We start from the raw sequence: 24,454 nt of genomic DNA, 5'->3' as shown, positions 1-24,454 counted from the left end.
GTATCCGCAGCGGATCCGTCGGCGTGTTCGACGCGGTGACTAGACCGCGGGCGAGGTGGGTAGTTAGGCGGGTGACCAGGTTCAGCCACGTGCCTGCGCGATACGCCTGTGCTGGAGGAGGTGGCTGGGTTGCCGGCCAACGTGTTCGTCCTGGGCCTCGACGAGGTCAACCTGCACGCCCTGCACGACTTGCCCCACTTGTCGCGATACCGGTTCCACCCGCTGCTGAGCGTGGCCGAACTCACCGAATCCGACGAGATCGACTTGCCCGCGCTGCTCGACGAGGCGCAGCGGCAGCTCGACGGGTTCGACGGCTCGGTGGACGCGATCATCGGCTACTGGGACTTCCCGGTCAGCTCGATGGTGCCGATCCTGTGCGAGCGCCTCGGCCTGCCGACCACCTCGCTGCGGGCCGTGGTGACCTGCGAGCACAAGTACTGGAGCCGGTTGGAGCAGCAGAAGGTCACCGACGCCCACCCGGCGTTCGGCATCGTCGACCTGGAGGCCGACCCGAAGCCGCCGCCGGAGGTCGGCTTCCCGATGTGGCTCAAGCCGGTCAAGTCGTTCTCCTCCGACCTCGCCTACAAGGTGCACGACGAGGCGGAGTTCGCCGACGCCGTGGAGCGGATCCGGGCGGGCATCGGCCGGGTCGGGCAGCCGTTCGACCACGTGCTCGGGATGCTCGACCTGCCGCCGGAGATCGCCGAGGTCGGCGGGCAGGCGTGCCTGGCGGAGGCCGCCGTGGGCGGTGAGCAGGCCACCGTGGAGGGCTACGTGCACCGCGGCGAGGTCCGCGTGCAGGGCGTGATCGACTCGCTCAACTACGAAGGCACGTCGAGCTTCCTGCGCTACCAGTACCCGTCGCGGCTCCCGGCCGAGGTCACCGATCGGCTGATCGACATCTCGACCCGGGTGCTGCAGCAGATCGGGCTCGACGAGAGCACCTTCAACATCGAGTACTTCTGGGACCGCGACACCGGGGCGATCAACCTGCTGGAGGTCAACCCCCGGCTGTCCCAGTCCCACGCCCGGCTGTTCGAGGCCGTCGACGGCGTGCCGAACCACCAGTGCATGGTCGGCCTCGCCCTCGGCGAGGACCCGGAACTGCCGCACCGCGCGGGCGAGCACGACTTCGCGGGCAAGTGCTTCCTGCGCCGCTTCGCCGACGGCGTGGTGCGCCGGGTGCCGACCGAGGAGGAGATCGAGCAGGTCCAGCGGGACGTGCCCGGGACGGCCATCGCGATCATCCCCGCCGAAGGCGACCGCCTGTCCGACCTGCCCGGGCAGGACAGCTACAGCTACGAGCTGGCCGACGTGTTCATCGGCGCCCGCGACGAGGCCGACCTGGAGGAGAAGTTCAGGAGGTGCAGCCAGGCCCTCAACTTCGAGTACGACTGAGTTTGGTGGTGTGGTGGTCTTTTTGGCGCGCGGTGCGGGTGGCGGAACCTCAGCTGCCTTCTCGGCTGGAGGGTGTTCGTGGTCCGGTTGGCGCGCGGTGCGGGTGGCGGAACCTCAGCGGCCTTCTCGCTCCGGGCGCCCTTCCTCATGTACCAAACACGTACACAGCGTCAGGGCGTCCTCGCGAGAAGACCGCTGAGAACCCGCGGCGGTGCCAGTTGCTGAGGTGGGGCAAGGCGGAAGCGGCTTCGCCGCTTGCCTGACGGTGGTTCCGTTCGGCGCGTGGGTGCGGGGCTTTGTGGGACTTCTGGGTGTGGTGAGGGGCCCCTCGCCCGAGTTGCTCGGGTGAGGGGCCCCTCGGCCGGGTCAGCGGTGGGCTCGGTTGACCGCGGAGACCGCTGCGCGCAGGGCCGCGGTCACGGTTGAGGTGTCGATGCCGACGCCCCAGAAGACCTCGCCGTCGACGCCGCACTCCAGGTAGGTCGCGGCGCGGGCGTCGTCGCCCGAGGTGAGCGCGTGCTCGTTGTAGTCCATCACGCGCACGTCGTAGCCGATGCTGCTCAGCGCGTCGACGAACGCCGACAGCGGACCGTTGCCGGTGCCGGTGATCTCGTGCTCCTCGCCGTCCACGACGACGGTCGCGGTGATCGACTCGGTGCCGTCCTCGCCGCCGGAGAAGCGCTGCCGGACCAGCTTCAGCGGCGCGGTCGCCTCCAGGTACTCGCGGGAGAACGCGGTCCACATGGCGGACGGGCTGACCTCGCCGCCCGCGGTGTCGGTGTGCTTCTGCACCGCCTTGGAGAACTCGATCTGCAGCTTGCGGGGCAGTTCGAGCTGGTGCTCGGTCTTCATGATGTAGGCGACGCCGCCCTTGCCGGACTGCGAGTTGACCCGGATCACCGCCTCGTAGCTGCGGCCCACGTCCTTCGGGTCGATCGGCAGGTACGGCACCTCCCACGGGTGGTCGTCGACCGCGTTGCCCGCCCGCTCGGCCTCGACGCGCAGCGCGTCCAGGCCCTTGTTGATGGCGTCCTGGTGGCTGCCGGAGAACGCGGTGTAGACGAGCTCACCGCCCCACGGCTGGCGCTCCGGTACCGGCAGCTGGTTGCAGTGCTCCACGGTGCGCTTGATGTGGTCCAGGTCGGAGAAGTCCAGCTGCGGGTCGACGCCCTGGCTGAACAGGTTCATGCCCAGCGCGACCAGGTCGACGTTGCCGGTGCGCTCGCCGTTGCCGAACAGGCAGCCCTCGATCCGGTCCGCCCCGGCCTGGTAGCCCAGCTCGGCGGCGGCCACGCCGGTGCCCCGGTCGTTGTGCGGGTGCAGCGACAGGATCACCGAGTCGCGGCGGGCCAGGTTGCGGTGCATCCACTCGATCGAGTCGGCGTAGACGTTGGGCGTGGCCATCTCGACGGTCGCGGGCAGGTTGAGGATGACCGGGCGCTCCGGGGTGGGCTGCCAGATCTCGGTCACCGCGTCGCACACCTCGACGGCGTAGGACAGCTCGGTGCCGGTGTAGGACTCCGGCGAGTACTGGAACCGGAAGTCGGTGTCCGGGTACTTGCCCGCGTACTCCTTGACCAGCTCAGCGGCGGTGGTGGCGATCTTCTTGATGCCCTCCTGCTCCTCGCGGAAGACCACCCGCCGCTGGATGATCGACGTCGAGTTGTAGATGTGCACGACCGCCTTCGGCGCGCCCTCCAGCGCGGCGAAGGTCCGCTCGATCAGCTCGGGGCGGCACTGGGTCAGCACCTGGATGCGCACGTCCTCGGGGATCGCGCCGTCCTCGATGATCTCGCGGACGAAGTCGAAGTCGGTCTGGCTCGCCGCCGGGAACCCGACCTCGATCTCCTTGAAGCCCATGCCGACCAGCAGGTCGAACATCCGCCGCTTGCGGGCCGGGGACATCGGGTCGATCAGCGCCTGGTTGCCGTCGCGCAGGTCCACCGCGCACCACAGCGGCGCGCGGGTGATCCGCTGGTCCGGCCAGGTCCGGTCGGGCAGCGAGACGTCCTCGACGACCTCGTGGAACGGGCGGTAGCGGTGGAACGGCATCGAGCTGCCGCGCTGCGGGTTCCACGGCGCCTGATCGGCGGGGGCGGGGCGGGACGGCGTGCGGACCTGGCCCGCGAAGGGGGCCTGGTGCTCGGACGGGATGCTCATGCGGGGCTGCTCCTGCTCGGTATTCGTGGGCCGGAAGACCGGCGCGTTCGAACCCCGCGACGAGGGGCCGGTCAGTTGACCCCGTCGCGGCGGCGAAGCAGGAGCGCGCGAGCCACGGACCCAGGCTAACCGCACCGGCCGTCCACCACGCAACCACCGGGTCCACAGTGTGAGATGCCGCGCGGTGTCGTCGCAGGTCGCGGCGGCGGCGGAAATTGGCCCCGGTGGTCGCTCGCACACCGGTCCGGGGCATCGGCAGACTTGATCGCATGGCTGCGAAGACGAAGCGCTCGGGGATCTCGACCTTGTTCAACGCGGTGGGCTTCGTGTTCGCCGCGGTGCTGGTGCTGCACGCGGTGTTCGTGCTGACCGGGTTCGAGGCGACCAACGGGCTGACCACCTCGGTGGCGCGGGCCGCCGAGCCGCTCGCGGTGTTCTTCCCCGGCCTGCTCGACGCGGGCAACCCGACGCTGCAGGTGCTGGCCGACTACGGGTTGGCCGCGGTGTTCTGGGTGCTGGTCGCGGGCCTGCTCGGGCGGATCTTCGGCTGACGCCGCCCCTTGTCGGATGACACACTCGTTGGTGTGACGCAGGAGCGAACCGGCGAGCTGCGCCGGACGTGGGCGCGCTTCGTGGGCATCCTCACCGCGGTCGTGCGCTGGGTCGGGACGGTGTTCGCGGCGGTGCTGGCGATCCACGTGGTGCTGACCATCGCCGCCGCCAACCCCGACAACGGCATCACCCGGTTCATCGCGGCCTGGGCCGAACCGCTGGCGCTGGGGTTCCAGGACCTGTTCATGCCCGCCGACCCGATGCTGGAAGTGCTGCTGAACTACGGGGCCGCGGCGCTGTTCTGGCTGCTCGCCTCCGGGCTCGCGGCGCGCGTCCTGCGGGCGCTGGCGTAGCCGATTCGCACGATTTAGGGCGCGGATAACGCGGCGGAAAGCGCGGGCTGGGGATCCCGGGCGGCGACGTCGCTGACCCCGCCGCCACGCCGTGCGAGGCTCGTGATCATGCAGACCGCGACCCGCGCCGAACCGCAGGTGGTCACGATTCCGCGCAACGCCCTGGGTTCGGTGCACACGTCCCGCCCGAGGCCGTCCACCCCGCGCCACTCCGCGAACCCCGAGGAGCCGCCGGAGACCGGTGCCGAGCTCGAACCGGCCGCCCCCACCGTGCTGAGCCCGGTGGTCCGGCCCGAGGAGACCGAGGCGCCCGCCCGCCCGGTGCCCGCCGTGCCCCCGATCGCCATGCTCGACAGCGAAGCCGCCCTCGCCCAGGAGCGGGAGCGCGGCCGGGCGCGGCGGGCCCGGGTGATCGCCGGGGTGCTGGAGTGGATCGGCTCGGCGATCGCCGTCCTGCTCGTCGTGCACGCCGTGCTGGTCATCGGCGGCGCCAACCCGCACAACACCGTCGCGCACCTCACCGGGGTGCTCGCGCCGCCGCTGACCGCGCTGGTCGACGACCTCTTCCAGCCCGCCGACCCGGCCCTCGGGCTGGTCCTCAACTCCGGCAGCGCCGCGGTGCTCTGGCTGCTCGCCGGCACCATGCTCGGCCGCCTGGTGCGCAAGGTCGCCACCTGAGGCTCCCGGTCGGCAGGCGCTGCGGACCCGCCGCCGACCGGGCCCCGGTGCGGGGCGGCCAGAGCGACGGCCGCCCCGCACCCCGCGGTCCCCGCCCGCCGCCTCGGGCCCGCGCCGGTTCCCCCGCGGGCGCACCGGTTTTCCCGCGGGCACAGCGGGTACCCACGCGTGACACCCCGACGATCACTCCCCGTGGAACGGAGGAAACATGATCACCCTCGGAGTCGTCCTGCTCCTCATCGGACTGCTGGCGAACATCTCGGTCCTCTGGACGATCGGCATCGTCCTCGTGGTGGTCGGCCTCGCCCTGGCGGTGGCCGGACGGCTGGGCCACGCCATCGGTGGTCGCAAGCACTGGTTCTGACGCTCGGCGGCGCAACCGGGAGGAGACGCAGCATGGCGAAGAAGAAGGACAAGACCGTCACCGATGCCGACGAGGCGCTGGCCCGCGCGCGCTCGGCGGCCTCCGACCTCAAACCCAAGGACGAGGCGCTGTACTGGGCGGTCATGGCCCAGGCGCTGGTGCTCGACGAGATCCGCGGGATGATGCGCGAGGACCGCGCGAACCGGGGCAGCGTGGAGCTGCCGGAGCAGGCGCCCGCCCGGGAGACGGCGCGGGTCAGCGTCGTGGAGGACTGACCGCCGCGACGTCGTGCAGCGCTCCGTGCAGCTCGTCGGTGGCTTCCCAGACGTCGACGTGGCGCAGCCAGGACGGGGCGAAGCTGAACCGCAGCCGGTCCGGCTCGACGCCCTCCACGAGCACGCCCCGGTTGTAGAGCGCATCGCCGAGCCGCTGGGCGTGCGGGTGCCGCAGCAGCACCTGCGCGCCCCGCGGCATCCCCGGCGGGGTCGGGACAACGTCGATCCCGGCGTCCGGGCAGTGCTCGTCGAGGCGGCGCAGGAACAGCGACACCAGCCCGCGGGTCTTGGCGGCCAGCGCGGCGGGCGGCACGTCGCGCAGCACGGACAGCCCGGCGTGCAGTTCGGCCAGCGGCAGCGCGGAGGAGGGATCGCCGAAGCCGCTGGACAGCGGATGCAGCACGACACCACCGCCGCACACCCGGGTCCGGGCGCGGTGCCGGTCGGCGACGAAGCAGTACGACGGTGCGCCCGCGCCCCCGCCGAGGAAGCGGTGCCCGGCGCCGATGGCGAAGTCGACGCCCCAGGCGTCCAGGTCGACGTCGAGGGCGCCGGCCGAGTAGCTGAGGTCCCACAGGGCGAGGGCGTCGCGTTCCCGGATCGCCGAGGTGAGCGCCGCCGCGTCGCGCACCGCCCCGGTGGGGTCGGTGTGGGCGAGCGCGACGATCACCACCTGATCGGCGGGCAGGTCGGCGAGTTCGTCGACGTGGTCGAGCAGGTGCAGGGTGCAGCCGGTGAACCGGGCGGCGGATTCGGCGACGTAGTGGTCCCCGGCGAAGCAGTTGCGCCCGAGCGCGAGGATGCGCCGGTGCGGGCGCAGCCGGGCCGCCGCCAGCAGCGCCTTGAACAGCGTGATGGACGGTTCGCCGAAGGTGATCTCCTCCGGCGCGGCGCCGATCAGCGGAGCCAGGGCGGTGGCCGCCCCGCGCGCCTCCCGGCGGCACTCGCCGTCGCCGCGGCGCGCCCTCGGCTCCGGCCGGTGGTCGACGAACCGGCGCAGCCGGGCGGGCGTGGTGCGCGGCTGCGGTCCGCCCGCGCCGCCGTCGAGGTGGATCACCCCCGGCGGCAGGCGGTAGTGGGCGCGCAGCGACGCGAGGTCGTCGGCGTCGTCCAACGCCGCGGCAGCGGGTCTGGTGCTCGTCCACACGAGTGAAGTAATACCCGAAGAATCGGCGCGTCGTCAGCGCACCCGGACGATTTCGCCGCGGCTCCAGGTGAATTCCGCGGTCCCCGCTCAGAACGGGGAGCGGCCCCAGCGCTCGGCGAAGACCAGCTCGGACAGCGGCTTCCGGGTGCGCGGGGCGAGCTCCTTCTCGCGCAACCGGTCCGGCAGCTCCTCGTGCGAGAGCGCCTGCCCGCCGATGGCGACCGCGACCATCGGCTGGTACTCGGCGGGGACCCCGAAGCCGCTGCGCACCACGTCCCGGTCGAAGCCCGCCATCTGGTGCGCCACGAGCCCCTCGGCAACGGCCTGGAGCACGAGGTTCTGGGTGGCCAGCGCCATCCCGTACTCGGCGTAGGGCAGCTTCTCGCCGTCCTCGTCGACCACCCGCGCCACGCCGACCAGCAGCACGGCGGCCGACTGAGCCCAGCCGGAGTTGCCCCGCGACAGCGCGGCGTGGATCCGGGTGAAGGTCTCCTCGCCCCGGCGGCCCACCAGGTAGCGCGCGGGCTGGGTGTTGCCCCACGACGGGGCCCAGCGCGCCGCCTCGAACAGCGCCCGCAGCGCGTCGTCGCCGATCTCGGCGGTCGGGTCCAGCGCGCGCGGGCTCCACCGCTCGGCCAGCAGCGGGTGCACCGGCACCGAGGTGTCGGCGGGCTTGGTCACGGGCAGCTCATCGGTCACGGTGCGTCCCTCCAGCGGTCGCGGCCAGTGCGGTGCACCACCGAGTCTTCCACCGATCACACCCCCCGGCGCACCTCGGAGGCCCGGCGCTCATCGTGCTGCGCCCCGGGCCGTCTGCGCCGCACTCCGCCCCGCGGGCGATGTTCCCGAGCCCCGGCGCCGCCGCAGCGGGATCAGCTCTGGGTGAACCCGAGCCGGGCGAGGAGATCGTCGACCATGGTGCGGAACAGGGGCTCGTGATCGGTGATGGCCGGTCCCATGTGCCCGAAGACCTCGAGGCACACCGCACCGTAGACCTGGCGCCAGCAGTCCAGGAACACCACGAGCACGCCCGCGGGCAGCCCGGATTGCCCGGTTACCTCGCCGTACTTCCCGAGCTGCTCCAGCAGTTCCGGATCGATCGCGTCCTCGTCCGGGACCGGGAAGCCGTTGCGCCGCCATGCCTCGGCGACCAGCGGCCCCCACACGTCGGCCAAGCGCACCACCCAGTCGCTCGAGAACGCCGCCGGGACCTTGCCCGCCGGTGCGTTCGGAGCACCGAACAGGAGCCCGTACTCGACCGGATGCTCCACCGACCACTGCCGGAACGTGCAGGTAGCCGCTCGAAGCCGGGCGGCAAGGTCGTTCGGCGGTTCCGCGTCGATCGCCGCCGACATCTTCTCGACCAGTTCGGTCACGAGGTCGGTGGCCAGGTTGGCCACGATGTCGTCGAGATCGTCGTAGTAGCGGTACAGCGCGGGCGGGGTGACGGCCACGGCGCGGGCGATCGACGACAGGGTCAACCCCGGCGGACCGTGTTCTACCATGATGCGCCGCGCACTACGCTTGATGTCCTGCGTCAACTGCTCTCGCAGCCGATCCCGCCGCGTCGTGTGGTCCACCGGGCCATCCTCGCACGAGGGAACCCGAAACATGCTCACAATCATCGAGCGGCATATTCCGCTTTCGCGACTCCATTCGGGTCAACCCTCGGAGAAAAACTAGAAATTTCGTAAAGTGCCTTTACCTGGCGATCCGGGCGCGCTAGAAAGTGCTGGACGGCGATGCGATGATGCGGAGGTCACCATGCCCGAATGCCGAGCGTGCCACGGCAACGGCGAGTGCGGGAGATGCGAGGGGTCCGGCGAAGTCGACGGCTTCTTCGACACCAGGTGCAAGACCTGCGGTGGGTCCGGAATCTGCTACCAGTGCCGAGGTTCCGGTGCCGGCTGGTAATCGATCGGTCAACGCGACCCCGGCCCGCGCCGCAGCGGGAACGGCCGTCGCCCGAATCCGCGGTAGGCGAGCAACGGAAAGCGATGGTGGAAGGAATGCACCAAGATCGGCACTTCTTCGGGGAGCAAGCCTCCACCGCGTACTACCGCCCGCATCCGGCCGGCCCAGCGGGACCCGGGCAGGTCATCAGCAGGATCGATGCACCCGCTACCGCAACGGTCGTCCTGGGCATTCCCAAAGCGCTGTGCAGCTTGCTCATCGTGATTCCGGTCGCCTACGTCATCGCGGCCGTCATGGGCCTCGCGCTGGCGGCGGCCGGAGTGCGCGGCGCAGCGCTGGAGTACGTGGTCAACCTCCTCGTGGTGCTGCTCGTGCTGGCCTGGTGCGCCAGCGGCGCACTCCTCGGTACGAAGGTGGGCGGGAATTTCCTCGCTCGGCGGGTGCTCGAACTGCGACCGGCGGTCGGCTACGAGCAAGCCAGGCTCCAGATGGCGTGGTACGGGTTGCTGCACGGCGTCGGCGAGGATCCGGCGAAGTACAGCCTGTGGGTCGAGGAGAGCACCGACATCAATGCCCATGCGTGCTCCGGCGGGATCGTGGCCGTCACCCGCGCGGCCCTGGAACGAGTCCCAGCGGGCCACCTGCAAGCGATCCTCGCGCACGAACTGGCGCACCACGTGCGACAGCACGCGCGCGCGTCCGCGCTGCTGGCCTATTACGGTTTTCCGGCCCGAATACTGGGTAAGATCACCCAGTTCTTCCTCCGGCTGACCACCGCCATGTTCTTCTGCAACCCGTTCCTCGGCTTGTTCATGGCAGCGTTGTGGTTCGGCTGCTTGTTCCCGATCGGGCTGATCATGACCGTGGGCACGCTCTTCATGGCGGCGACAGCGGCCTTCGACCGATCGACGGAACTGGCAGCCGACCGATTCGCCGCCGATCTGGGTTACGGCCCTGCGCTGATGCAGGTCCTCCAGCACTGGATCAACGAAGGGCACGATCAGGCGTACGCGGCGATGAGCTGGTGGCAACGCCTGACCGCGAGCCATCCGCCTGCCCACGAGCGGATCCAACACCTCTACACCCACCTGCAGCGCAGGAGCCAGCACTGGTGAATCGGTATCCGTCGCGTTCCGGCACAACAGCGTTGACGCCTGCGCACGAGCGAAGAGGATCGCTATGGGGTCGTATTGCACGGTGCACGTCGATGCTGGCTACCTGCTCACGGCAATGGCCAAACGGGCCACCGGGACCTCGCTTCGCAACGGCATCGAAGCGGACCACGAAGTGATCATCACGGCTTTGATCTCCCACGCCACGGAAGGCTCCGGACTCCCGCTGCTGCGAGTGCACTGGTACGACTCGGCTCGCAAGGGGATACCCGACCACACGCAGGAGAGGATCGGTCTCATCCCCAGGGTCAAACTCCGCCTCGGGCGCACCGGCTACAACGGCGAGCAAAAGGGCGTGGACCTCCGTATGGGCCTCGACCTGATCGCGCAAGCCCGAAATACGGCTGCCCGCGCCATCTACCTCGTCTCCGGGGATGACGATCTCACGGAAGCGGTCGAAGAAGCACAAGCTCATGGCGTCCAGGTCATAGTCCTGGCTGTTCGCACCCACGAAGGTGAGCCGCACGGCGTCAGCCGGAACCTGCGAGCAGCGGCCGACGGGCTGGACCTGTTGTCGACCGAGGCGCTCGACGCGGCGGTCTCGCCGCGCAACCCCGCTGCCGCTGCGGCCGTTGCCCCGACCTCGCCCACCCCGTCTCCATCGCTGCTCGCCCGCAGAGCAGCCCCGGTTCCGGACCGGGTCGGCTCATCGCCGGCGGGCGAAATCCGTGCCGCCGAGCTCACTGACGACGCCGTTGCCTGCTCCAGCGCCACCCCACTCGGCACCAGCGTCCGCACCGACTTCCTGACCGACGACGAGACCGCTGAGATCATGGACCGGATCGCAGGCCGCGTACTGGACACCTGGCTCGACGGGAGCGGCGTCGAACGGCGCGCGGAGCTGGTGACGAGCAAGCCGTCCATACCCCAGGACGTCGATCGAGCGTTGTTGGTGGACCTTTCCGCCGCACTGGGGGACTACGACCTGTCCGACTCGATCCGGTACAAGCTGCGCTCCCTCTTCTGGCGCAAATTCGACGCGATGAACGCGGACGCCCCGTGAAGTACCGCCTCCCGTAGCGATGCATGTGCGCGGACGCGAATGTTGCCGTCAGGGCGCACCGGTGCCGCGACGACACCTCAAATAGCGTACGGCCAGGCTGTTAGGGAATAGGCCCCGAACCACGACCCGAAAAACACCAGCAGCGCCGCGCTGGCCCAGGCCGTCGAGCGCCGGCGCTTGGACAGCCCGATCGCCACCGGGATGAGCAGCGGGAAGGCGGGCAGCATCAGCCGCACCTTGGAGTACATCAGGCCGTCGGAGCCGAGGTCGACCACCAGCACGGCGATCGCGAACACCAGCAGCGGCCACGGCATCCGCATCTTGACGCACAGCACGAGCAGCACGAGCGCGGCGAGCACGATCCAGGCGGTGAAGGTCTCCAGCACCGATTTGTCCATCGCCAGCGACTCCAGCAGGAACTCGCCGGTGGCCAGGCCGCCGTCGAAGGCCGACGACCAGCCGCGCTGCTGGAGTTCGAAGTAGCCGTTGAGCGCACCGGTCTGCGTCGCCACCCAGCCGATGTAGAGCGCCAGCCCGCTCGGCGCGAGCAGCATCGCCAGCCACGGCCGCCAGCCGTCGCGCCGTCGCACCACCGCGATCAGCGCGGCCAGGCCGACGACGGCGAGCAGCGCCGCCGCCGTGGGGCGGACCAGCCCGGCCGCCGCGCAGCACAACCCGGCCAGCACCCAGTTGCGCTCCAGGACGCCGATCAGCCCCCAGATCGCCAGCGCGCAGAACAGGGCCTCGGAGTAGGCCATCGACAGCACCACCGACATCGGCGCCGCCGCGAACAGCACGACGAGCAGCAGTCCCACCGTGCGGTTGCCGCCGACCCGCTCACCCAGCCGGGTCAGGCCGTAGGCGGCGAACACGCCCGCGATGAGGCTCACCGCCACGGCTCCGCCGAGCGCGCTGAACCCGGGCAGCAGCGAGAAGGCGTGCACGAGCACCGGGTAGGCGGGGAAGAACGCCATCGACGTCTCGGGGTAGCGGTTGCCGAAGCCGTCGACCATGCTCGGGTCGACGCCGGCGTACCCGTGCTCGGCGATCTCCAGGTACCACTCGCCGTCCCAGGCGGCCAGGTTGGACAGCACGTCCTCGTCGTTGGCGGCGGACAGCCACCCGAGCACCAGCAGCCCGATCGTCCGCACTGCGAGGTAGACCACACCGGGGGCCAGCAGCCGCGCCGCCGCCCGGTAGCGGGCGGGGATCGGATCCGGTGCCGTCCCCGACTCCGCCACCGGGTGTTTCCGCTGAGCAGTGACCGTGCTCTCAGGTTGCCCGGGGCGGGGTCCGACCGCTCCTGAGGTGGGGGACAACCGGCTCCTCCGACCTTGTCGACAATCCGGTCCCACACGGTAGTCAGGAATCACAGAGGTGGGTCCGGCCGGTGACAGTTCTGTAGGCTATTCGGGCAGCGGAGCGACCTGGTGGAAGGCGTCATCGACAGGATTCCGGTCGACGCTGCCGCCTACCGGTCGCGGGGCTCTCCGGCGCACCGTACCCGGCGCGCCGGGGTCCTTCGTCCACCCGGCGTCAGTGCGGGGACCACCCCCGCACCCGGGACGACCGCACGGCTCGAGGAGGTTTGGTTACAGGTGGCGCTCGTCGTCCAGAAGTACGGCGGTTCCTCACTCGAGAGTGCCGATCGCATCAAACGGGTCGCCGAACGCATCGTGGAGACCCGCAAGGCGGGCAACGACGTGGTCGTGGTGTGCTCCGCGATGGGAGACACCACCGACGAGCTGATGGACCTCGCCCAGCAGGTCAACCCGGCCGCTCCGGAGCGCGAGCTCGACATGCTGCTCACCGCGGGTGAGCGCATCTCCAACGCCCTGGTGGCGATGGCGATCGAGTCGCTCGGCGCGGAGGCGCGGTCCTTCTCCGGCTCGCAGGCCGGGGTGATCACCACCTCGGCGCACCAGAACGCCCGGATCATCGACGTCACCCCCGGCCGCGTGCAGGAGGCGCTGGCCGAGGGCCAGGTCGTGCTGGTCGCCGGCTTCCAGGGCGTCGCGCAGGACACCAAGGACATCACCACGCTCGGCCGGGGCGGCTCGGACACGACCGCGGTCGCGGTCGCCGCCGCGATGGGCGCCGACGTGTGCGAGATCTACACCGATGTCGACGGCGTCTACACCGCGGACCCGAGGATCGTTCCCGACGCGGAGCACCTGGACCGCATCACCTACGAGGAGATGCTGGAGATGGCGGCGACCGGCGCGAAGGTGCTGCACCTGCGCGCCGTCGAGTACGCCCGCCGCTACGGGGTGCCGCTGCACGTCCGCTCGTCGTACTCGCCCAAGCCCGGAACGATCGTGTCCGGTTCAGTGGAGGACCTTTCCGTGGAACAAGCGATGATCACCGGCGTCTCGCACGACCGGTCCGAAGCCAAGGTCACCGTGCGCGGCGTGCCGGACGAGCAGGGGATCGCGGGTCGCATCTTCCGGGCCGTCGCCGACGCCGAGATCGACATCGACATGGTGCTGCAGAACGTCTCGGGCACCTCGTCCGGGCGCACCGACATCACCTTCACCGTGTCCCGCAGCAACGGCGCGCAGGCCGTCTCGGAGCTGGAGAAGATCAAGGCGGAGCTCGGCTTCGAGCAGGTCGTCTACGACGACCACGTCGGCAAGGTCTCGCTGGTCGGCGCCGGGATGCGCTCGCACCCGGGCGTCACCGCGACGTTCTGCGAGGCGCTGTCCAATTCCGGGGTGAACATCGAGATCATCAACACCTCGGAGATCCGGATCTCGGTGCTGATCCGCGACACCCAGCTCGACGACGCGGTGCGCGCGCTGCACGCCGCGTTCGAGCTCGGTGGCGAGGAAGAGGCCGTGGTGTACGCGGGGAGTGGTCGCTGATGGCCCTGGGAACGAAGCCGACGCTGGCGATCGTCGGTGCCACCGGTGCGGTGGGCACCGTCATGATCGACATCATCAACGGCCGCGGCTCGGTGCCGTGGGGCGAGATCCGGCTGATCGCCTCGCCGCGCTCGGCGGGCAAGAAGATCACCGTGCGCGGGGCGGAGAACACCGTCGTGGCGCTGTCCCCGGAAGCGTTCGACGGCGTGGACATCGCGCTGTTCGACGTGCCGGACGAGGTCTCGGCGGAGTGGGCGCCGATCGCCGTGGAGCGCGGTGCGATCGCGGTGGACAACTCCGGCGCGTTCCGGATGGACCCGGAGGTGCCGCTGGTGGTGCCCGAGGTCAACGCCGCGCAGGTGCACGAGCGGCCCAAGGGCATCATCGCCAACCCGAACTGCACCACGCTGTCGATGATGGCCGCGCTCGGCGCGCTGCACCACGAGTTCGGCCTGCGCGAGCTGGTCGTGTCCTCGTACCAGGCGGCCTCCGGCGCTGGTCAGGAGGGCGTCGACCGGCTCTACGCCGAGGTGGCCGCCGTGGCGGGCAAGCAGGTCGGGGTGCGCGGCGGTGACGTCGCCGAGGCGCTGACCGCCGCAGGGCTCCCGGAGGAGACCCCGTTCAAGGCGCCGCTGGCGCTCAACGTGGTGCCGTGGGCCGGGTCGCGCAAGGACGACGGCTGGACCTCCGAGGAGCTCAAGGTCCGCAACGAGTCCCGCAAGATCCTGGGCATCCCGGAGCTGAAGGTCTCGGCGACCTGCGTGCGGGTGCCGGTCGTGACCACCCACTCGCTCGCGGTGCACGCGACCTTCGCCCAGGACGTGCCGGTGGAGCAGGCGCGGCGGGTGTTCGAGGCGCAGCCGACCGTGGTGCTCCAGGACGACCCGGAGCGGATGGCCTTCCCGACCCCGGCGGCCGTGGTGGGCGAGGAGCCGACCTACGTCGGCCGGATCCGGCAGGCGCTGGACTTCCCGAACACGCTGGACTTCTTCGTCTGCGGCGACAACCTGCGCAAGGGCGCCGCGCTGAACACCTACGAGATCGCGGAGACGCTCGCGGGCTGACCCCCGGTCGGAACGAGGCGGGCGCTCCCTCCCGGTGCGGGAGGGAGCGCCCGCCTCGTGTTTGTCCACGGCCGGGTGAACCTCCTCGAACTGGCGTGCGATCCGGGGCACTGTGGAGGCATGGACCTCTCGACGACCGCCGCGGGCCTGCTCGCCCGTCGGCTCGTGCGCGGCCGGCCCGCGCGCTGGTGGCTCACGCGCTGGTGGCCCGTGCGCGGCCGACTCGTGCGCTGGTGGCGGCGGGTCGTGCTCCGGTGGCGTTCAGCCGTTCGGGCGTCGTCGCGGTGGCCGACCAGGGGCCAGGCTGGTGACCTGCGCGGCGGTCGGTCCGCCGCGGCGAGCGGAACGGCTGGGGGAGACGGTGATGGGTTCGGAGCCGACCACGTCCGGGGAGCGCACGCCCGGGACCCGGGGCACGGCGGTGCGCGACGTGGTCCACGACGTGGTCGCCGCGGTGGCGCCGGAGGAGCGGCCGGTCGTGCTCGGGCTGCTCCGGCTCGACGACGACGCGGTGGTGCGCCGGCTGCGGGACCAGCGCGGTCGCCGCGAGCCGCTGGGCTTCGGCCTCGGCGATCTCGTGGTGATGGTGACGCCGGTGGTGTGGCTGGTGCTGGACGAGGCGGCGCGGAAGGTCGTCGGGTCCGCTGTGGACGGTGCGGCCAAGGGGCTCGGCGCGGGTCTGCGGAAGGTCTTCCGCAAGCGCCCCGCCGCGGTGGAGGTCCCGCCGCTGACCCGCGAGCAGCTCGCCGAGGTGCGGCAGCGGGTGCTGGAGGCGGCCCGCCAGCGCGGGATGCCGGAGGAGCGCGCCGTCGCGGTCGCCGACGCCGTGGTGGCCAGGCTGGCCCTGGAGTCCGACGAGTCCGACGAGGACGGCACCACCCCGGGCTGAGGTGGCTACCGGGATTCCGCCAGCACGTCGTTGAGCTGCTCGATGAGGGCGTTGCGGGTGTGCGTCGCCCGGGTGATCCGGTCCAGCCCGGCGCGCAGCGCGGCCTCGTCGCCGTGGTGGACCCACCGCAGGCAGTCCCGGCCGCCCGCCTCCGCCAGGCTGACGAAGGACTCCCAGTGCGGGGCCATGGCCGGGTCGGGAGCGGGGAAGTAGGCCCGGCCCTCCCGGCCCGCGCGGTCGAACTCGGTGCACGCCGCCCGGATCCCGGAGTGCAACGCCGCGGCGTCCGGGGCCCGGAGCATCTCGGTCACCAGGGCGCGGAGCCCGTTGTGCGCGTCGCCGTAGCGCCCCAGGACCTCCATCGCTCCGAGCGTGTACCAGGCGGCGGTCTGCGACGAGCGCATCTGGGCGGCCTGGATCTCCTCGCCGAGGTGTTCCGCGTCCGGCCGCTCCCGGACCGCGTCGGCGAGGAGGAATCCCGCCGCGACCGCGCTCAGCACGCCCGCGCAGATCAGGCGGGCGCCCCGGCGGCCCGGTCCGCCCGGTCGCGGGGGTGCGGCGCCGCGATCGCGGGCCCGGAGCGCCGCGACGATCCCGGCGGCCGCGATGGCGAGCAGCGCGCTGAGCACCAGGTCGACCGCCAGTTGGAACTGGAAGCCCTGCAACGCCGCGGCCGGGCGCCACTGGCAGCCGGGCGCGAGCGTGGCCAGCGGCGGGATGCAGCCGTCCGACGCGGTGAGCACCCAGACCACCGCGAAACCGGTCAGCACGGCGGTGTGGGCCGCGATGAGCGCGGCGATCAACCGGTGGCGGGGCACCGCGACGCTCGCGACGGTGGCCGCCAGCACCGCTCCCGCGAGCAACGCGGTCGAGGTCCACGCCTGGTACAGCAGGGCGAAGGGCGTCCCGCGCTGGCCGAGCGGGGGCGACCAGCCGTGCAGCACGGCCTTCGTCCCGACGATCCCGGCCCAGCAGAGCACCCCGCCGAGCGCACCGGCCAGCAGCGGGCGCCGCAGCGGCGGACGGCTCGGCCCAGCTGGCCCGGTGGCCCAGATCCACAGCGGCACCGCCCACGCCGCGACGATCGCGAGGAGGGCGAGCGGGGACGCCAGGACGGTGTTGGTCAGCGCCGAGACCACGACCGCCGAGTCCACGATCCCGGCGTGGTCGCCGGTCTGGAGCGCCACCAGCGTGCTGGACCACCCGCCCAGCGGATCGCCCAGGTTGGCCAGGACGACACCGGAGTGCGCCCACCACCAGAACCAGGCGAACAGCCCCAGGCAGGCGGTGGCCAGCACCGGCACGGCGCCGGTGCGCGCGTGCCCGGGCCGGGTGCTGAGCCACAGGTGCGTGGTCTGGTGCACCCACCACCCGAACACCGCTCCGGCGGCCACCAGGAGCAGCACGACGACGGGCTGGCCGGGCAGCCACCGGGTCGTCGCGATCCGGCTGACGAACAGCTCGCCGACGGCCATCCCGATCCCCAGCCACAGTCCGGCGCGCGCGCCGGACGGGGCCGGGTGCCCGGTGCGCGCGGCGTGCAGCACGGCCCGCCGGATGCCGACGCCGACGACGCCGGTGATCAGCAGGGCCGGGGCCAGCGTCATCACGAGTCGCCCGAGCCAGGCCCCGGGGAGCTCCAGGGCCAGGTGCGCCCACAGGTTGCCGTTGATCAGCGTCGTGGCCGCCCCGGTCAGCAGCATCGGCAGCGCGGGCAGGGTGAACAGCGACGCGGGTTCGCCGAGCGCGGCCCTGCGCCGCTGCCAGCCGGGGTGGGTCGACCACAGCTCCGCGAGCCGCGCCAGGACCCGGCGCGCGCCGGGCGGCGGCGCGGCGTCTCCGGCGCCGCCCCACCGCCGGGTGTCGGCGCCCCAGCGGGCGGCGGTGGCGTCGGCGTGCAGCTCCCGGGTTCGGAGCACGTCGGCCCGGGCCAGGTGCACCAGGACGGCGAGGAACAGCGGGAGGACCGTGGCGCGCACCGCGGGCAGACCCACGTAGCGGGCCCCGTCCTGGCTGAGCGTGGTGGCGATGAGCACGAGGAACCCGGCCGCGTACGGGAGGAGCACGAGCCCGGTGAACACCCGCCACAAGGCCACGGTGGCGTAGGTGAGCGTGATGTCGCCGTTGCGGATGTGCGCCAGCTCGTGCAGCAGCACGCCCCGGAAGTCCTCCGGCGCCGTGGTCCGGCGGGTGAGCAGGCCGCCGTGCAGGCAGAGCGTCGGACGTCCGGTGCGGCCGAACACCACCGCACCGACCGAGACCGCGGCGGGATCGACCACGACGCGCGGCAGCCGGGAGAGCCCGGCGAGCTCCGCGAACCGCTCCAGGTCGCGGCGGATCGCGCCGTCGTCGTCCACCTCGGCCAGCGGGACGAACCGCCCGCGCCGCGCCTTCCACGCGGGCAGGAGGAGGAACAGCGCGCCCGCGGCGATCGGCAGGGCGGCGAGCGCCGCCGGGGCGAGCCACGGCGGCGCGGGCGAGTGCTGGGCGGTGCACCGCTGGTACGCCTGGCTGCGCAGCAGTTCGGGCGGTGGGTCCGCGTTCGGCACGTGCCCGCCCGCGAGGAGGCAGGCCCCGCCGTCGGAGAACCCGGCGGCGACGAGGCCCATGCGCGCCATGAAGACGCTGCTCGCCAGGATCAGCACGACCAGGAGCGCGAAGCGGGCGGTGGTGCCCGCGGTGGCGCTGCGGTCGTGGAGTCGTGCCCGTGGAACCGACTTGGTCATCTCGTCGCCCCAGCCGTGAACCGGGAGGTGGCGCCGACTTGCCCGGACGACCCCCATCGCGTCCGCGGACCGGAGCGACGAGCGCCCACCGCAGCACAGTTGACCAGCGCACGGTTCGCGGCGTCAATCCTGACCGCGCCCGGTGGTGGCGGGCGGCGGAGGGCGACTGAACTCACGCCCGGCAGGACGGGGCGTCGAGAACGGCATTTCCGGCGACTAGGTTGGGAGCATGAGCGCAGCCCCGGTGGTCCTCGGCATCGATCTCGGCACCACGGCGACCAAGGTCGTGGCCGCGACCAGCGACGCGGAGGTGTTGCACCAGACCGAGCGACCGTACCCGCTGCGCACCGAGGAGACCGGGGAGGCGACGCAGGACGCCCGCGAGGTCCGCGATGCCGCGATCGACGCGCTGGCCGAGTGCGTGCGCTGGGCGGCCGAGCACGACCACCCGGTCCGGGCGCTGTCGTTCAGCACCGCGATGCACACCCTGGTCGGGCTGGACGCCGGTGGCGCCCCGGTGACGCCCGCCTTCACCTGGGGCGACACCCGGGCGGCGGCGGTGGCGGCCCGGTTGCGCGCCGACGCGGGGTCGCCCGCGCTGCACCGCGCCACCGGAACCCCGGTGCACACCCAGTCGGTGATGGTCAAGCTCGCGTGGCTGACCGCCGAGCGCGCCGACCTGACCTCCGGCGTGGCGCGCTGGTGCGCGCTCAAGGACTTCGTGGTGAGCGCGTTCGTCGACGAGTTCGTCACCGAGTACTCGCTGTCCTCCGGCAGCGGGCTGCAGGACATGCACGAGCTGGACTGGTACGCCCCGGCGCTGGAGGTCGCGGGCATCCGGGCCGACCAGTTGCCGCGCATCGCCGAGCCGACGGATTCGCTGCCGCTGAAGGCCGAGCTGGCCGACGCGGTGGGGCTGACGGCGGGACTGCCGGTGGTGCTGGGTGGTGGGGACGGCCCGCTGGCCAACCTCGGCGTCGGCGCGGTCCGCCCCGGGGTCGCCGCGCTGTCCCTGGGCACGAGCGGCGCGCTGCGGGTGACCCGGGAGCAGCCGGGCGTGGACGAGCGGTGCCGCACCTTCAGCTACGCGATCGGCGAGGGCCTGTGGGTGATCGGCGGGGCGGTGAGCAACGGCGGCGTGGTCGCGCAGTGGGCGTCGGAGGCGTTCGGGGTGGAGGTTCCCGAGCTGCTCGACGAGGCGCTGGAGGTGGCGCCCGGGGCGGACGGCCTCATCGCCCTGCCGTACCTGCTTGGCGAGCGGGCGCCGTGGTGGGAGCCGGGCCTGACCGGCGCGTTCGTCGGACTCCGCCGCTCCCACGGCCGCGCCGAGCTGACCCGGGCGGTCGTCGAAGGCGTGGCCCAGCAGCTCGCGCTGGTCCGCGATGCCGTGATCGACTCCGGTGCGCCGGTGCAGGCGGTGCGCGCCACCGGCGGCGGTTTCCGCAGCGCGCTCTGGGCCGACGCGATCGCTTCCGCGCTGGACATCGAGATCGAACTGGCCGAGGGCACCGGTGGCTCGGGGCTGGGCGCGGTGCTGCTCGGCTGGCGTTCCCTCGGCGAGATCGAGGACCTCCAGCACGCGGCGGACCTGGTCCAGCCCGACCGCACCGCCGCTCCCGACCCGCAGGCCGCGCTCCTGATGGCCAAGCGCCGTCCGCTCGTCGACCAGCTCCACAGCTTCCTCCGCGACCTGGCCTGACCGGGCGGCGGGACGCGCACGGGCCGACCGGGTTCGACGTGGGGCGCGGGCGGTGCCGCCTGCGGTTCAGGTCGCCGCCCTGACCCGGGCCACCCGCGCGTAGCTCTTCGGGCCCCACTGCCGCCACTCGTTGTGGAAGTAGTCCATGCCCATGCCGGTCGCGGCGTGCACCGAGTCGGCGTAGGTGTAGAACAAGGTGCGCTTGGCCGCCAGCAGGCCGGCGGGGAGGTTGGCGGGCCGTCCCGCGGTGGCGTAGGAGACCCAGAGGACCCGGTGGTGGGCCGTGGCCCCGGCGAGCAGCGCCGCCTGGGTGGTGGCGTAGTGGTCGAAGTGGTCTCCCGGGTTGGTCGACGCCACGTTGTCGGCCATGTTGAACCACTGCGGGGGACGCGGGTTCTGCGTCAGCTTCGCCAGTTCGTGGTTCATGATCGCCCGGAGCGTGGCCTGGACGTCCGCCCAGGAGTAGGTCGAGTCCGGGACGTTGCCGGTGACGTCGATGGCCTTCATCCGCCGGTTCTTGTCGTTGCGCAGCCACACCAGGCTGACGTACCCGGTGCGCGCGAACCCCTGGCCGCGGAGGTTGCCGTCGGGCAGGCGCAGGAAGTAGCACGCCCACCGGGGGGTGTCGTAGACGGTGACGTTCCGGTGGAACTTCTTCCGCACCGCGGTGGGGTACTGATCGGGGGCTTGGGCCCTGTTGTGCGCGGCGACCAGACCGGCCTCCCGCGCCTGCCACCAGGACGGCTGCCAGCCGTTGTCCCCGGCGGTGGTGACGATGTGCACGACCCGGGCGCCGGGCGTGTTCACGTCGGTCTGCAGGAACTCGCCGCGGAACAGCAGCGCGTCGTCCTGGTGCCCGGCGATGAAGAACGAGATCGAGGTAACCACTGCCCACCCCCGGCGAAGGCGAATCGGAACGCACAGGATGTGGCGCTCGCCCGCGCCGCCGGAAGCGTCCTGACGTCCGGCCCGTCGAAGGCGTGGCGCGTACCGACGACCGTGGTCCCCCGTTCGGGAGGCCGGTCGGCGCCACCACGGGTCCCCCGAGGCGGAGCGACGCCGGACGGGCCGCACCGGAGCACGCTCGACCGCGGCCGCTCCCGAGCCGCACCGCCTCCCTCGCCTGCGGCCGAGCGTCGACGGTGCGACGAACAGGCCGGACATCCCCGCTCAGGTGCCCGCAGCTCCGCGTCGCGGGCGCGGTCTCCCCGCCTGACCTGGCGGAGTCGCACCGGCGTGGTGGGCTCACCGGCGCGGCCGTCGCGGTCCGGTGGCCGGACCACCTCGGGCGGTGCGGGCTCCGCCGCAGCCCCGTCCTCCGGCCGCTGACCTGGGCGGGGGTGCGTCACCCGACAAGGTGATCTTGGATGAGGGGCCTCTCACCTCGTGCTCACGAATCGCTCACAGCCGTAGCGGAGAGTGCTCGGTGGCGTTGAAGTCGGCTCGATCGCGCGGTGATCGAGCGGGTTCCGGAGGATGTCATGAGTGCTCTGCGCACGGTTGCCCTGATCTCGGTTCTCGGCGGACTCGTCGCGACGGTGCTGCTGTGGTCGCACAGCCACCCGCACGAGATGTGGTCGGTGTGGTCCCTCGTCGACGTCGGTGCGCTGGTCCTGTCGCTGGTGGTCCTGCGGAAGGTGAACCGCCGGGTCAGCGCGGAGCCTCCTTCGGTGCGCCTGGCTGCCGTCCTGGGGCCGCCCAGGCGAACGCGGTGACCGGCGGCCGACTGGCGGTGCCGCCCGGCGCCGGGACGCAGCCCCGCGTGCCGCTGAGGCCGCAGGCGGGGATCCGGGGCGGGCACGCGGCGCCGCCGCGTGCCCGCCGGTGTCGGCTCGCCGGTGTCGGCTCGCCGGTGTCGGCTCGCCGGTGTCGGCTCGCCGGTGTCGGCTCGCCGGTGTCGGCTCGCCGGTGTCGGCTCGCCGGTGTCGGCTCGCCGGTGTCGGCCCGCCGGTGTCGCGAGGAGTGTCCGCCGGGGGCGTCGATCGCCGCGAGCCGTGGTGGTTGCTCGGCGCGGGGGGCGGGCCGGAGGTCGCGACCCGTGGGCGCGGCCCCGCCCGCCGAGCGCTACCCGCTGGGGTGGACCGGAGCGGCGGGTCCGGGTGAGTTTCCGGCGCGGTCTGGACGTGCGTCCCGCCGGCCTGGATGCTGGGGCGCGCCGGGGTGATCTGTGAGCGGCGGCTCGTCGGACGCGGCCGGGTTTTCTTGACTGATTCCAGTCTTGTCGTGGCATACTGGGGTCGTTATGGCTCAGACCCCCGAAACTCCAGCCGTCGACGCGGGCGATCCGCGGGAGCGGTTGCGTGCTGCCGGGCTTCGAGTCACCAAGCCGCGGATCGCGGTGCTGCGTTGGCTCTCCGGACATCCGCACTCGACCGCTGACCAGGTGGCCGGTGCGGTGCGCGAACAGCTCGGTTCGGTGTCCACGCAGGCCGTGTACGACGTGCTCAACGCATGCACCCACGTCGGGTTGCTGCGGCGGATCGAGCCGGCGGGGCATCCGGCTCGGTTCGAGACCAGAACAGCCGACAACCACCACCACCTCGTGTGCCGCAGGTGCGGCAAGGCCGAGGACGTCGATTGCGTCCGAGGCGCCGCGCCGTGCCTGGCGCCCAGCGACCTGGCCGGCTACGCGGTGGACGAGGCGGAAGTCGTGTTCTGGGGCCTCTGCCCAGACTGTCGGGCCTCGGTCGCCGAGGAACCCAGCCACCACCATGAGGAGGGACGATCGTGACGTCGGCACGACCCACGACGACCAACGCCGGTATCCCGGTCGCCAGCGACGACCACTCGCTGACCGCGGGCAGCAACGGCCCCGTGCTGCTGCAGGACCACTACCTGATCGAGAAGAACGCGCAGTTCAACCGCGAGCGCGTGCCGGAGCGCGTGGTGCACGCCAAGGGCGGCGGCGCCTTCGGTTTCTTCGAGGTCACCGAGGACGTCAGCCAGTACACCAAGGCGGCCGTCTTCCAGCCGGGCACCAGGACCGAGACCCTGATCCGCTTCTCCTCGGTCGCGGGTGAGCTGGGGTCCCCCGACACCTGGCGCGACCCGCGCGGCACCGCGATCAAGTTCTACACCAGCGAGGGCAACTACGACCTCGTCGGCAACAACACGCCGGTGTTCTTCATCCGCGACGCGATCAAGTTCCCCGACTTCATCCGCTCGCAGAAGCGCCGGGCCGACAACCACCTGCGCGACCACGACATGCAGTGGGACTTCTGGACCCACTGCCCCGAGTCGGCGCACCAGGTGACCTGGCTGATGGGTGACCGCGGCCTCCCGCGGACCTGGCGGCACATGAACCTCTACGGTTCGCACACCTACCTGTGGACCAACGCCGCGGGCGAGAAGTTCTGGGTCAAGTACCACTTCAAGACCGACCAGGGCCACGAGTTCCTGACCGGCGAGGAGGGCGAGCGCCTGGCCGGGGTGGACGCGGACCACCACATCCGCGACCTGTTCAACACCATCAAGGCCGGCGACCACCCGAGCTGGGTCCTCTACGTCCAGGTCATGCCGTTCGAGGACGCCGCGGACTACCGGTTCAACCCGTTCGACCTGACGAAGGTGTGGCCGCACGGCGACTACCCGCTGATCAAGGTCGGCCGGTTCGTCCTGAACCGGAACCCGGAGAACTACTTCGCGCAGATCGAGCAGGCCGCCTTCGAGCCGTCGAACCTGGTTCCGGGCATCGGCACCTCCCCGGACAAGATGCTCCAGGGCCGGCTGTTCTCCTACCCGGACGCGCACCGCTACCGCATCGGCGCCAACTACATGGACCTGCCGGTCAACCGCCCGGTGTCGCCGGTGAACAGCTACTCCAAGGACGGAGCGATGCGCTACAGCTTCGGCCAGGACCCGGTGTACGCGCCGAACTCCTACGGCGGCCCGCACGCCGACAGCTCGTTCGCCGGTGATGACGCCGCCACCGGCATCGAGCAGGAGGTCCTGCGCTCGGCCTACGCCAAGCACTCCGAGGACGACGACTTCGGCCAGCCCGGCACGCTGGTCCGCGAGGTCTTCAGCGACGAGGAGCGCGCGCGGTTCATCGACAACGTCTCCGGCCACCTCTCCAACGGCGTGAGCGCGCCGGTCCTGGAGCGGGCGCTGGAGTACTGGCGCAACGTCGACAAGGACGCGGGCGACAAGATCGCCGAGAAGGTCCAGGGCTGACCTGAACCGCTGACCGGACCCGG

General features: G+C 71.9%; 22 protein-coding genes. 15 read left to right on the top strand and 7 right to left on the bottom strand.

All coding sequences use genetic code 11. From position 1 onward, the window contains the following. Positions 1-120 precede the first annotated feature (120 nt). Positions 121-1,398, top strand: coding sequence for an ATP-grasp domain-containing protein (locus ABD976_RS07490; protein ID WP_345359343.1), 1,278 nt, complete (start codon positions 121-123; stop codon positions 1,396-1,398). A gap of 366 nt (positions 1,399-1,764) precedes the next feature. Here the strand turns inward: ABD976_RS07490 and leuA are convergent, their stop codons facing one another. Further along, complete coding sequence (leuA, locus tag ABD976_RS07485; protein WP_345359340.1) at positions 1,765-3,558, bottom strand: 2-isopropylmalate synthase; 1,794 nt, start codon at positions 3,556-3,558, stop codon at positions 1,765-1,767. Between the two features lie 269 nt (positions 3,559-3,827). Between leuA and ABD976_RS07480 the strand changes: the two genes are divergently transcribed. From ABD976_RS07480 to ABD976_RS07460, 5 genes are all read left to right on the top strand, one after another. Further along, complete coding sequence (locus ABD976_RS07480; protein ID WP_345359337.1) at positions 3,828-4,109, top strand: hypothetical protein; 282 nt, start codon at positions 3,828-3,830, stop codon at positions 4,107-4,109. Between the two features lie 33 nt (positions 4,110-4,142). Continuing rightward, positions 4,143-4,463, top strand: a complete 321-nt coding sequence (locus ABD976_RS07475) for a hypothetical protein (RefSeq protein ID WP_345359334.1) — start codon at positions 4,143-4,145, stop codon at positions 4,461-4,463. A gap of 108 nt (positions 4,464-4,571) precedes the next feature. Further along, the gene (locus tag ABD976_RS07470; RefSeq protein WP_345359331.1) at positions 4,572-5,141 is read left to right on the top strand and encodes a hypothetical protein; all 570 of its coding nucleotides are present in this window, start codon (positions 4,572-4,574) and stop codon (positions 5,139-5,141) included. Positions 5,142-5,349: 208 nt separating this feature from the next. Then, entirely contained in the window at positions 5,350-5,505 is a 156-nt protein-coding gene (locus tag ABD976_RS07465) for a DUF6131 family protein (protein WP_345359328.1), read from the top strand. Between the two features lie 32 nt (positions 5,506-5,537). Continuing rightward, positions 5,538-5,780, top strand: coding sequence for a hypothetical protein (locus ABD976_RS07460; RefSeq protein ID WP_345359325.1), 243 nt, complete (start codon positions 5,538-5,540; stop codon positions 5,778-5,780). On the opposite strand, the gene ABD976_RS07455 is transcribed toward ABD976_RS07460, so the two are convergent. From ABD976_RS07455 to ABD976_RS07445, 3 genes are all read right to left on the bottom strand, one after another. Then, on the bottom strand, positions 5,761-6,927 hold the full coding sequence (locus ABD976_RS07455) for an aminotransferase class V-fold PLP-dependent enzyme (RefSeq protein ID WP_345359322.1): 1,167 nt from the start codon (positions 6,925-6,927) through the stop codon (positions 5,761-5,763). The genes ABD976_RS07460 and ABD976_RS07455 overlap by 20 nt on opposite strands. Positions 6,928-7,014: 87 nt before the next feature. Continuing rightward, entirely contained in the window at positions 7,015-7,626 is a 612-nt protein-coding gene (locus ABD976_RS07450) for a nitroreductase family protein (protein ID WP_345359319.1), read from the bottom strand. Between the two features lie 173 nt (positions 7,627-7,799). Next, the gene (locus ABD976_RS07445; RefSeq protein WP_345359316.1) at positions 7,800-8,540 is read right to left on the bottom strand and encodes a TetR/AcrR family transcriptional regulator; all 741 of its coding nucleotides are present in this window, start codon (positions 8,538-8,540) and stop codon (positions 7,800-7,802) included. Positions 8,541-8,924: 384 nt separating this feature from the next. Between ABD976_RS07445 and ABD976_RS07440 the strand changes: the two genes are divergently transcribed. After that, on the top strand, positions 8,925-9,956 hold the full coding sequence (locus ABD976_RS07440) for a M48 family metalloprotease (protein WP_345359313.1): 1,032 nt from the start codon (positions 8,925-8,927) through the stop codon (positions 9,954-9,956). Between the two features lie 82 nt (positions 9,957-10,038). After that, on the top strand, positions 10,039-11,016 hold the full coding sequence (locus ABD976_RS07435) for an NYN domain-containing protein (RefSeq protein WP_345359307.1): 978 nt from the start codon (positions 10,039-10,041) through the stop codon (positions 11,014-11,016). Between the two features lie 77 nt (positions 11,017-11,093). On the opposite strand, the gene ABD976_RS07430 is transcribed toward ABD976_RS07435, so the two are convergent. Continuing rightward, positions 11,094-12,257, bottom strand: a complete 1,164-nt coding sequence (locus ABD976_RS07430) for a mannosyltransferase family protein (protein WP_345359302.1) — start codon at positions 12,255-12,257, stop codon at positions 11,094-11,096. Between the two features lie 357 nt (positions 12,258-12,614). On the opposite strand from ABD976_RS07430, the gene ABD976_RS07425 reads away from it, so the two are divergent. The 3 genes from ABD976_RS07425 (at position 12,615) to ABD976_RS07415 (ending at position 15,833) form a co-directional block, all read left to right on the top strand. Further along, positions 12,615-13,880: an aspartate kinase gene (locus ABD976_RS07425; protein ID WP_345359299.1), complete on the top strand. Its 1,266-nt coding sequence runs from the start codon at positions 12,615-12,617 to the stop codon at positions 13,878-13,880. Continuing rightward, positions 13,880-14,944, top strand: coding sequence for an aspartate-semialdehyde dehydrogenase (locus tag ABD976_RS07420; protein ID WP_345359296.1), 1,065 nt, complete (start codon positions 13,880-13,882; stop codon positions 14,942-14,944). The genes ABD976_RS07425 and ABD976_RS07420 overlap by 1 nt, the downstream gene beginning before the upstream one ends. Before the next feature lie 364 nt (positions 14,945-15,308). Further along, positions 15,309-15,833 (top strand): hypothetical protein, encoded by a 525-nt coding sequence (locus ABD976_RS07415; RefSeq protein ID WP_345359293.1) that lies wholly within the window; start codon positions 15,309-15,311, stop codon positions 15,831-15,833. A gap of 5 nt (positions 15,834-15,838) precedes the next feature. On the opposite strand, the gene ABD976_RS07410 is transcribed toward ABD976_RS07415, so the two are convergent. Then, positions 15,839-18,559, bottom strand: a complete 2,721-nt coding sequence (locus tag ABD976_RS07410) for a M48 family metallopeptidase (RefSeq protein WP_345359290.1) — start codon at positions 18,557-18,559, stop codon at positions 15,839-15,841. Between the two features lie 229 nt (positions 18,560-18,788). On the opposite strand from ABD976_RS07410, the gene ABD976_RS07405 reads away from it, so the two are divergent. After that, positions 18,789-20,258, top strand: coding sequence for a gluconokinase (locus ABD976_RS07405; RefSeq protein WP_345359287.1), 1,470 nt, complete (start codon positions 18,789-18,791; stop codon positions 20,256-20,258). Positions 20,259-20,324: 66 nt separating this feature from the next. Here the strand turns inward: ABD976_RS07405 and ABD976_RS07400 are convergent, their stop codons facing one another. Then, positions 20,325-21,146: a GlcNAc-PI de-N-acetylase gene (locus ABD976_RS07400; protein WP_345359284.1), complete on the bottom strand. Its 822-nt coding sequence runs from the start codon at positions 21,144-21,146 to the stop codon at positions 20,325-20,327. Positions 21,147-21,739: 593 nt separating this feature from the next. On the opposite strand from ABD976_RS07400, the gene ABD976_RS07395 reads away from it, so the two are divergent. The 3 genes from ABD976_RS07395 (at position 21,740) to ABD976_RS07385 (ending at position 24,431) form a co-directional block, all read left to right on the top strand. Beyond that, a complete protein-coding gene (locus ABD976_RS07395) occupies positions 21,740-21,973 on the top strand; it encodes a hypothetical protein (protein WP_345359281.1) in 234 nt (77 codons plus the stop codon). Between the two features lie 527 nt (positions 21,974-22,500). Then, the gene (locus ABD976_RS07390; protein WP_345359278.1) at positions 22,501-22,989 is read left to right on the top strand and encodes a Fur family transcriptional regulator; all 489 of its coding nucleotides are present in this window, start codon (positions 22,501-22,503) and stop codon (positions 22,987-22,989) included. Continuing rightward, positions 22,986-24,431 (top strand): catalase, encoded by a 1,446-nt coding sequence (locus ABD976_RS07385; RefSeq protein WP_345359275.1) that lies wholly within the window; start codon positions 22,986-22,988, stop codon positions 24,429-24,431. The genes ABD976_RS07390 and ABD976_RS07385 overlap by 4 nt, the downstream gene beginning before the upstream one ends. Positions 24,432-24,454: the final 23 nt, after the last annotated feature.

The sequence above is a fragment of the Saccharopolyspora cebuensis genome, from assembly GCF_039542665.1.
Lineage (GTDB): Bacteria > Actinomycetota > Actinomycetes > Mycobacteriales > Pseudonocardiaceae > Saccharopolyspora > Saccharopolyspora cebuensis.
This window is presented reverse-complemented; position numbering and strand designations above follow the sequence as displayed.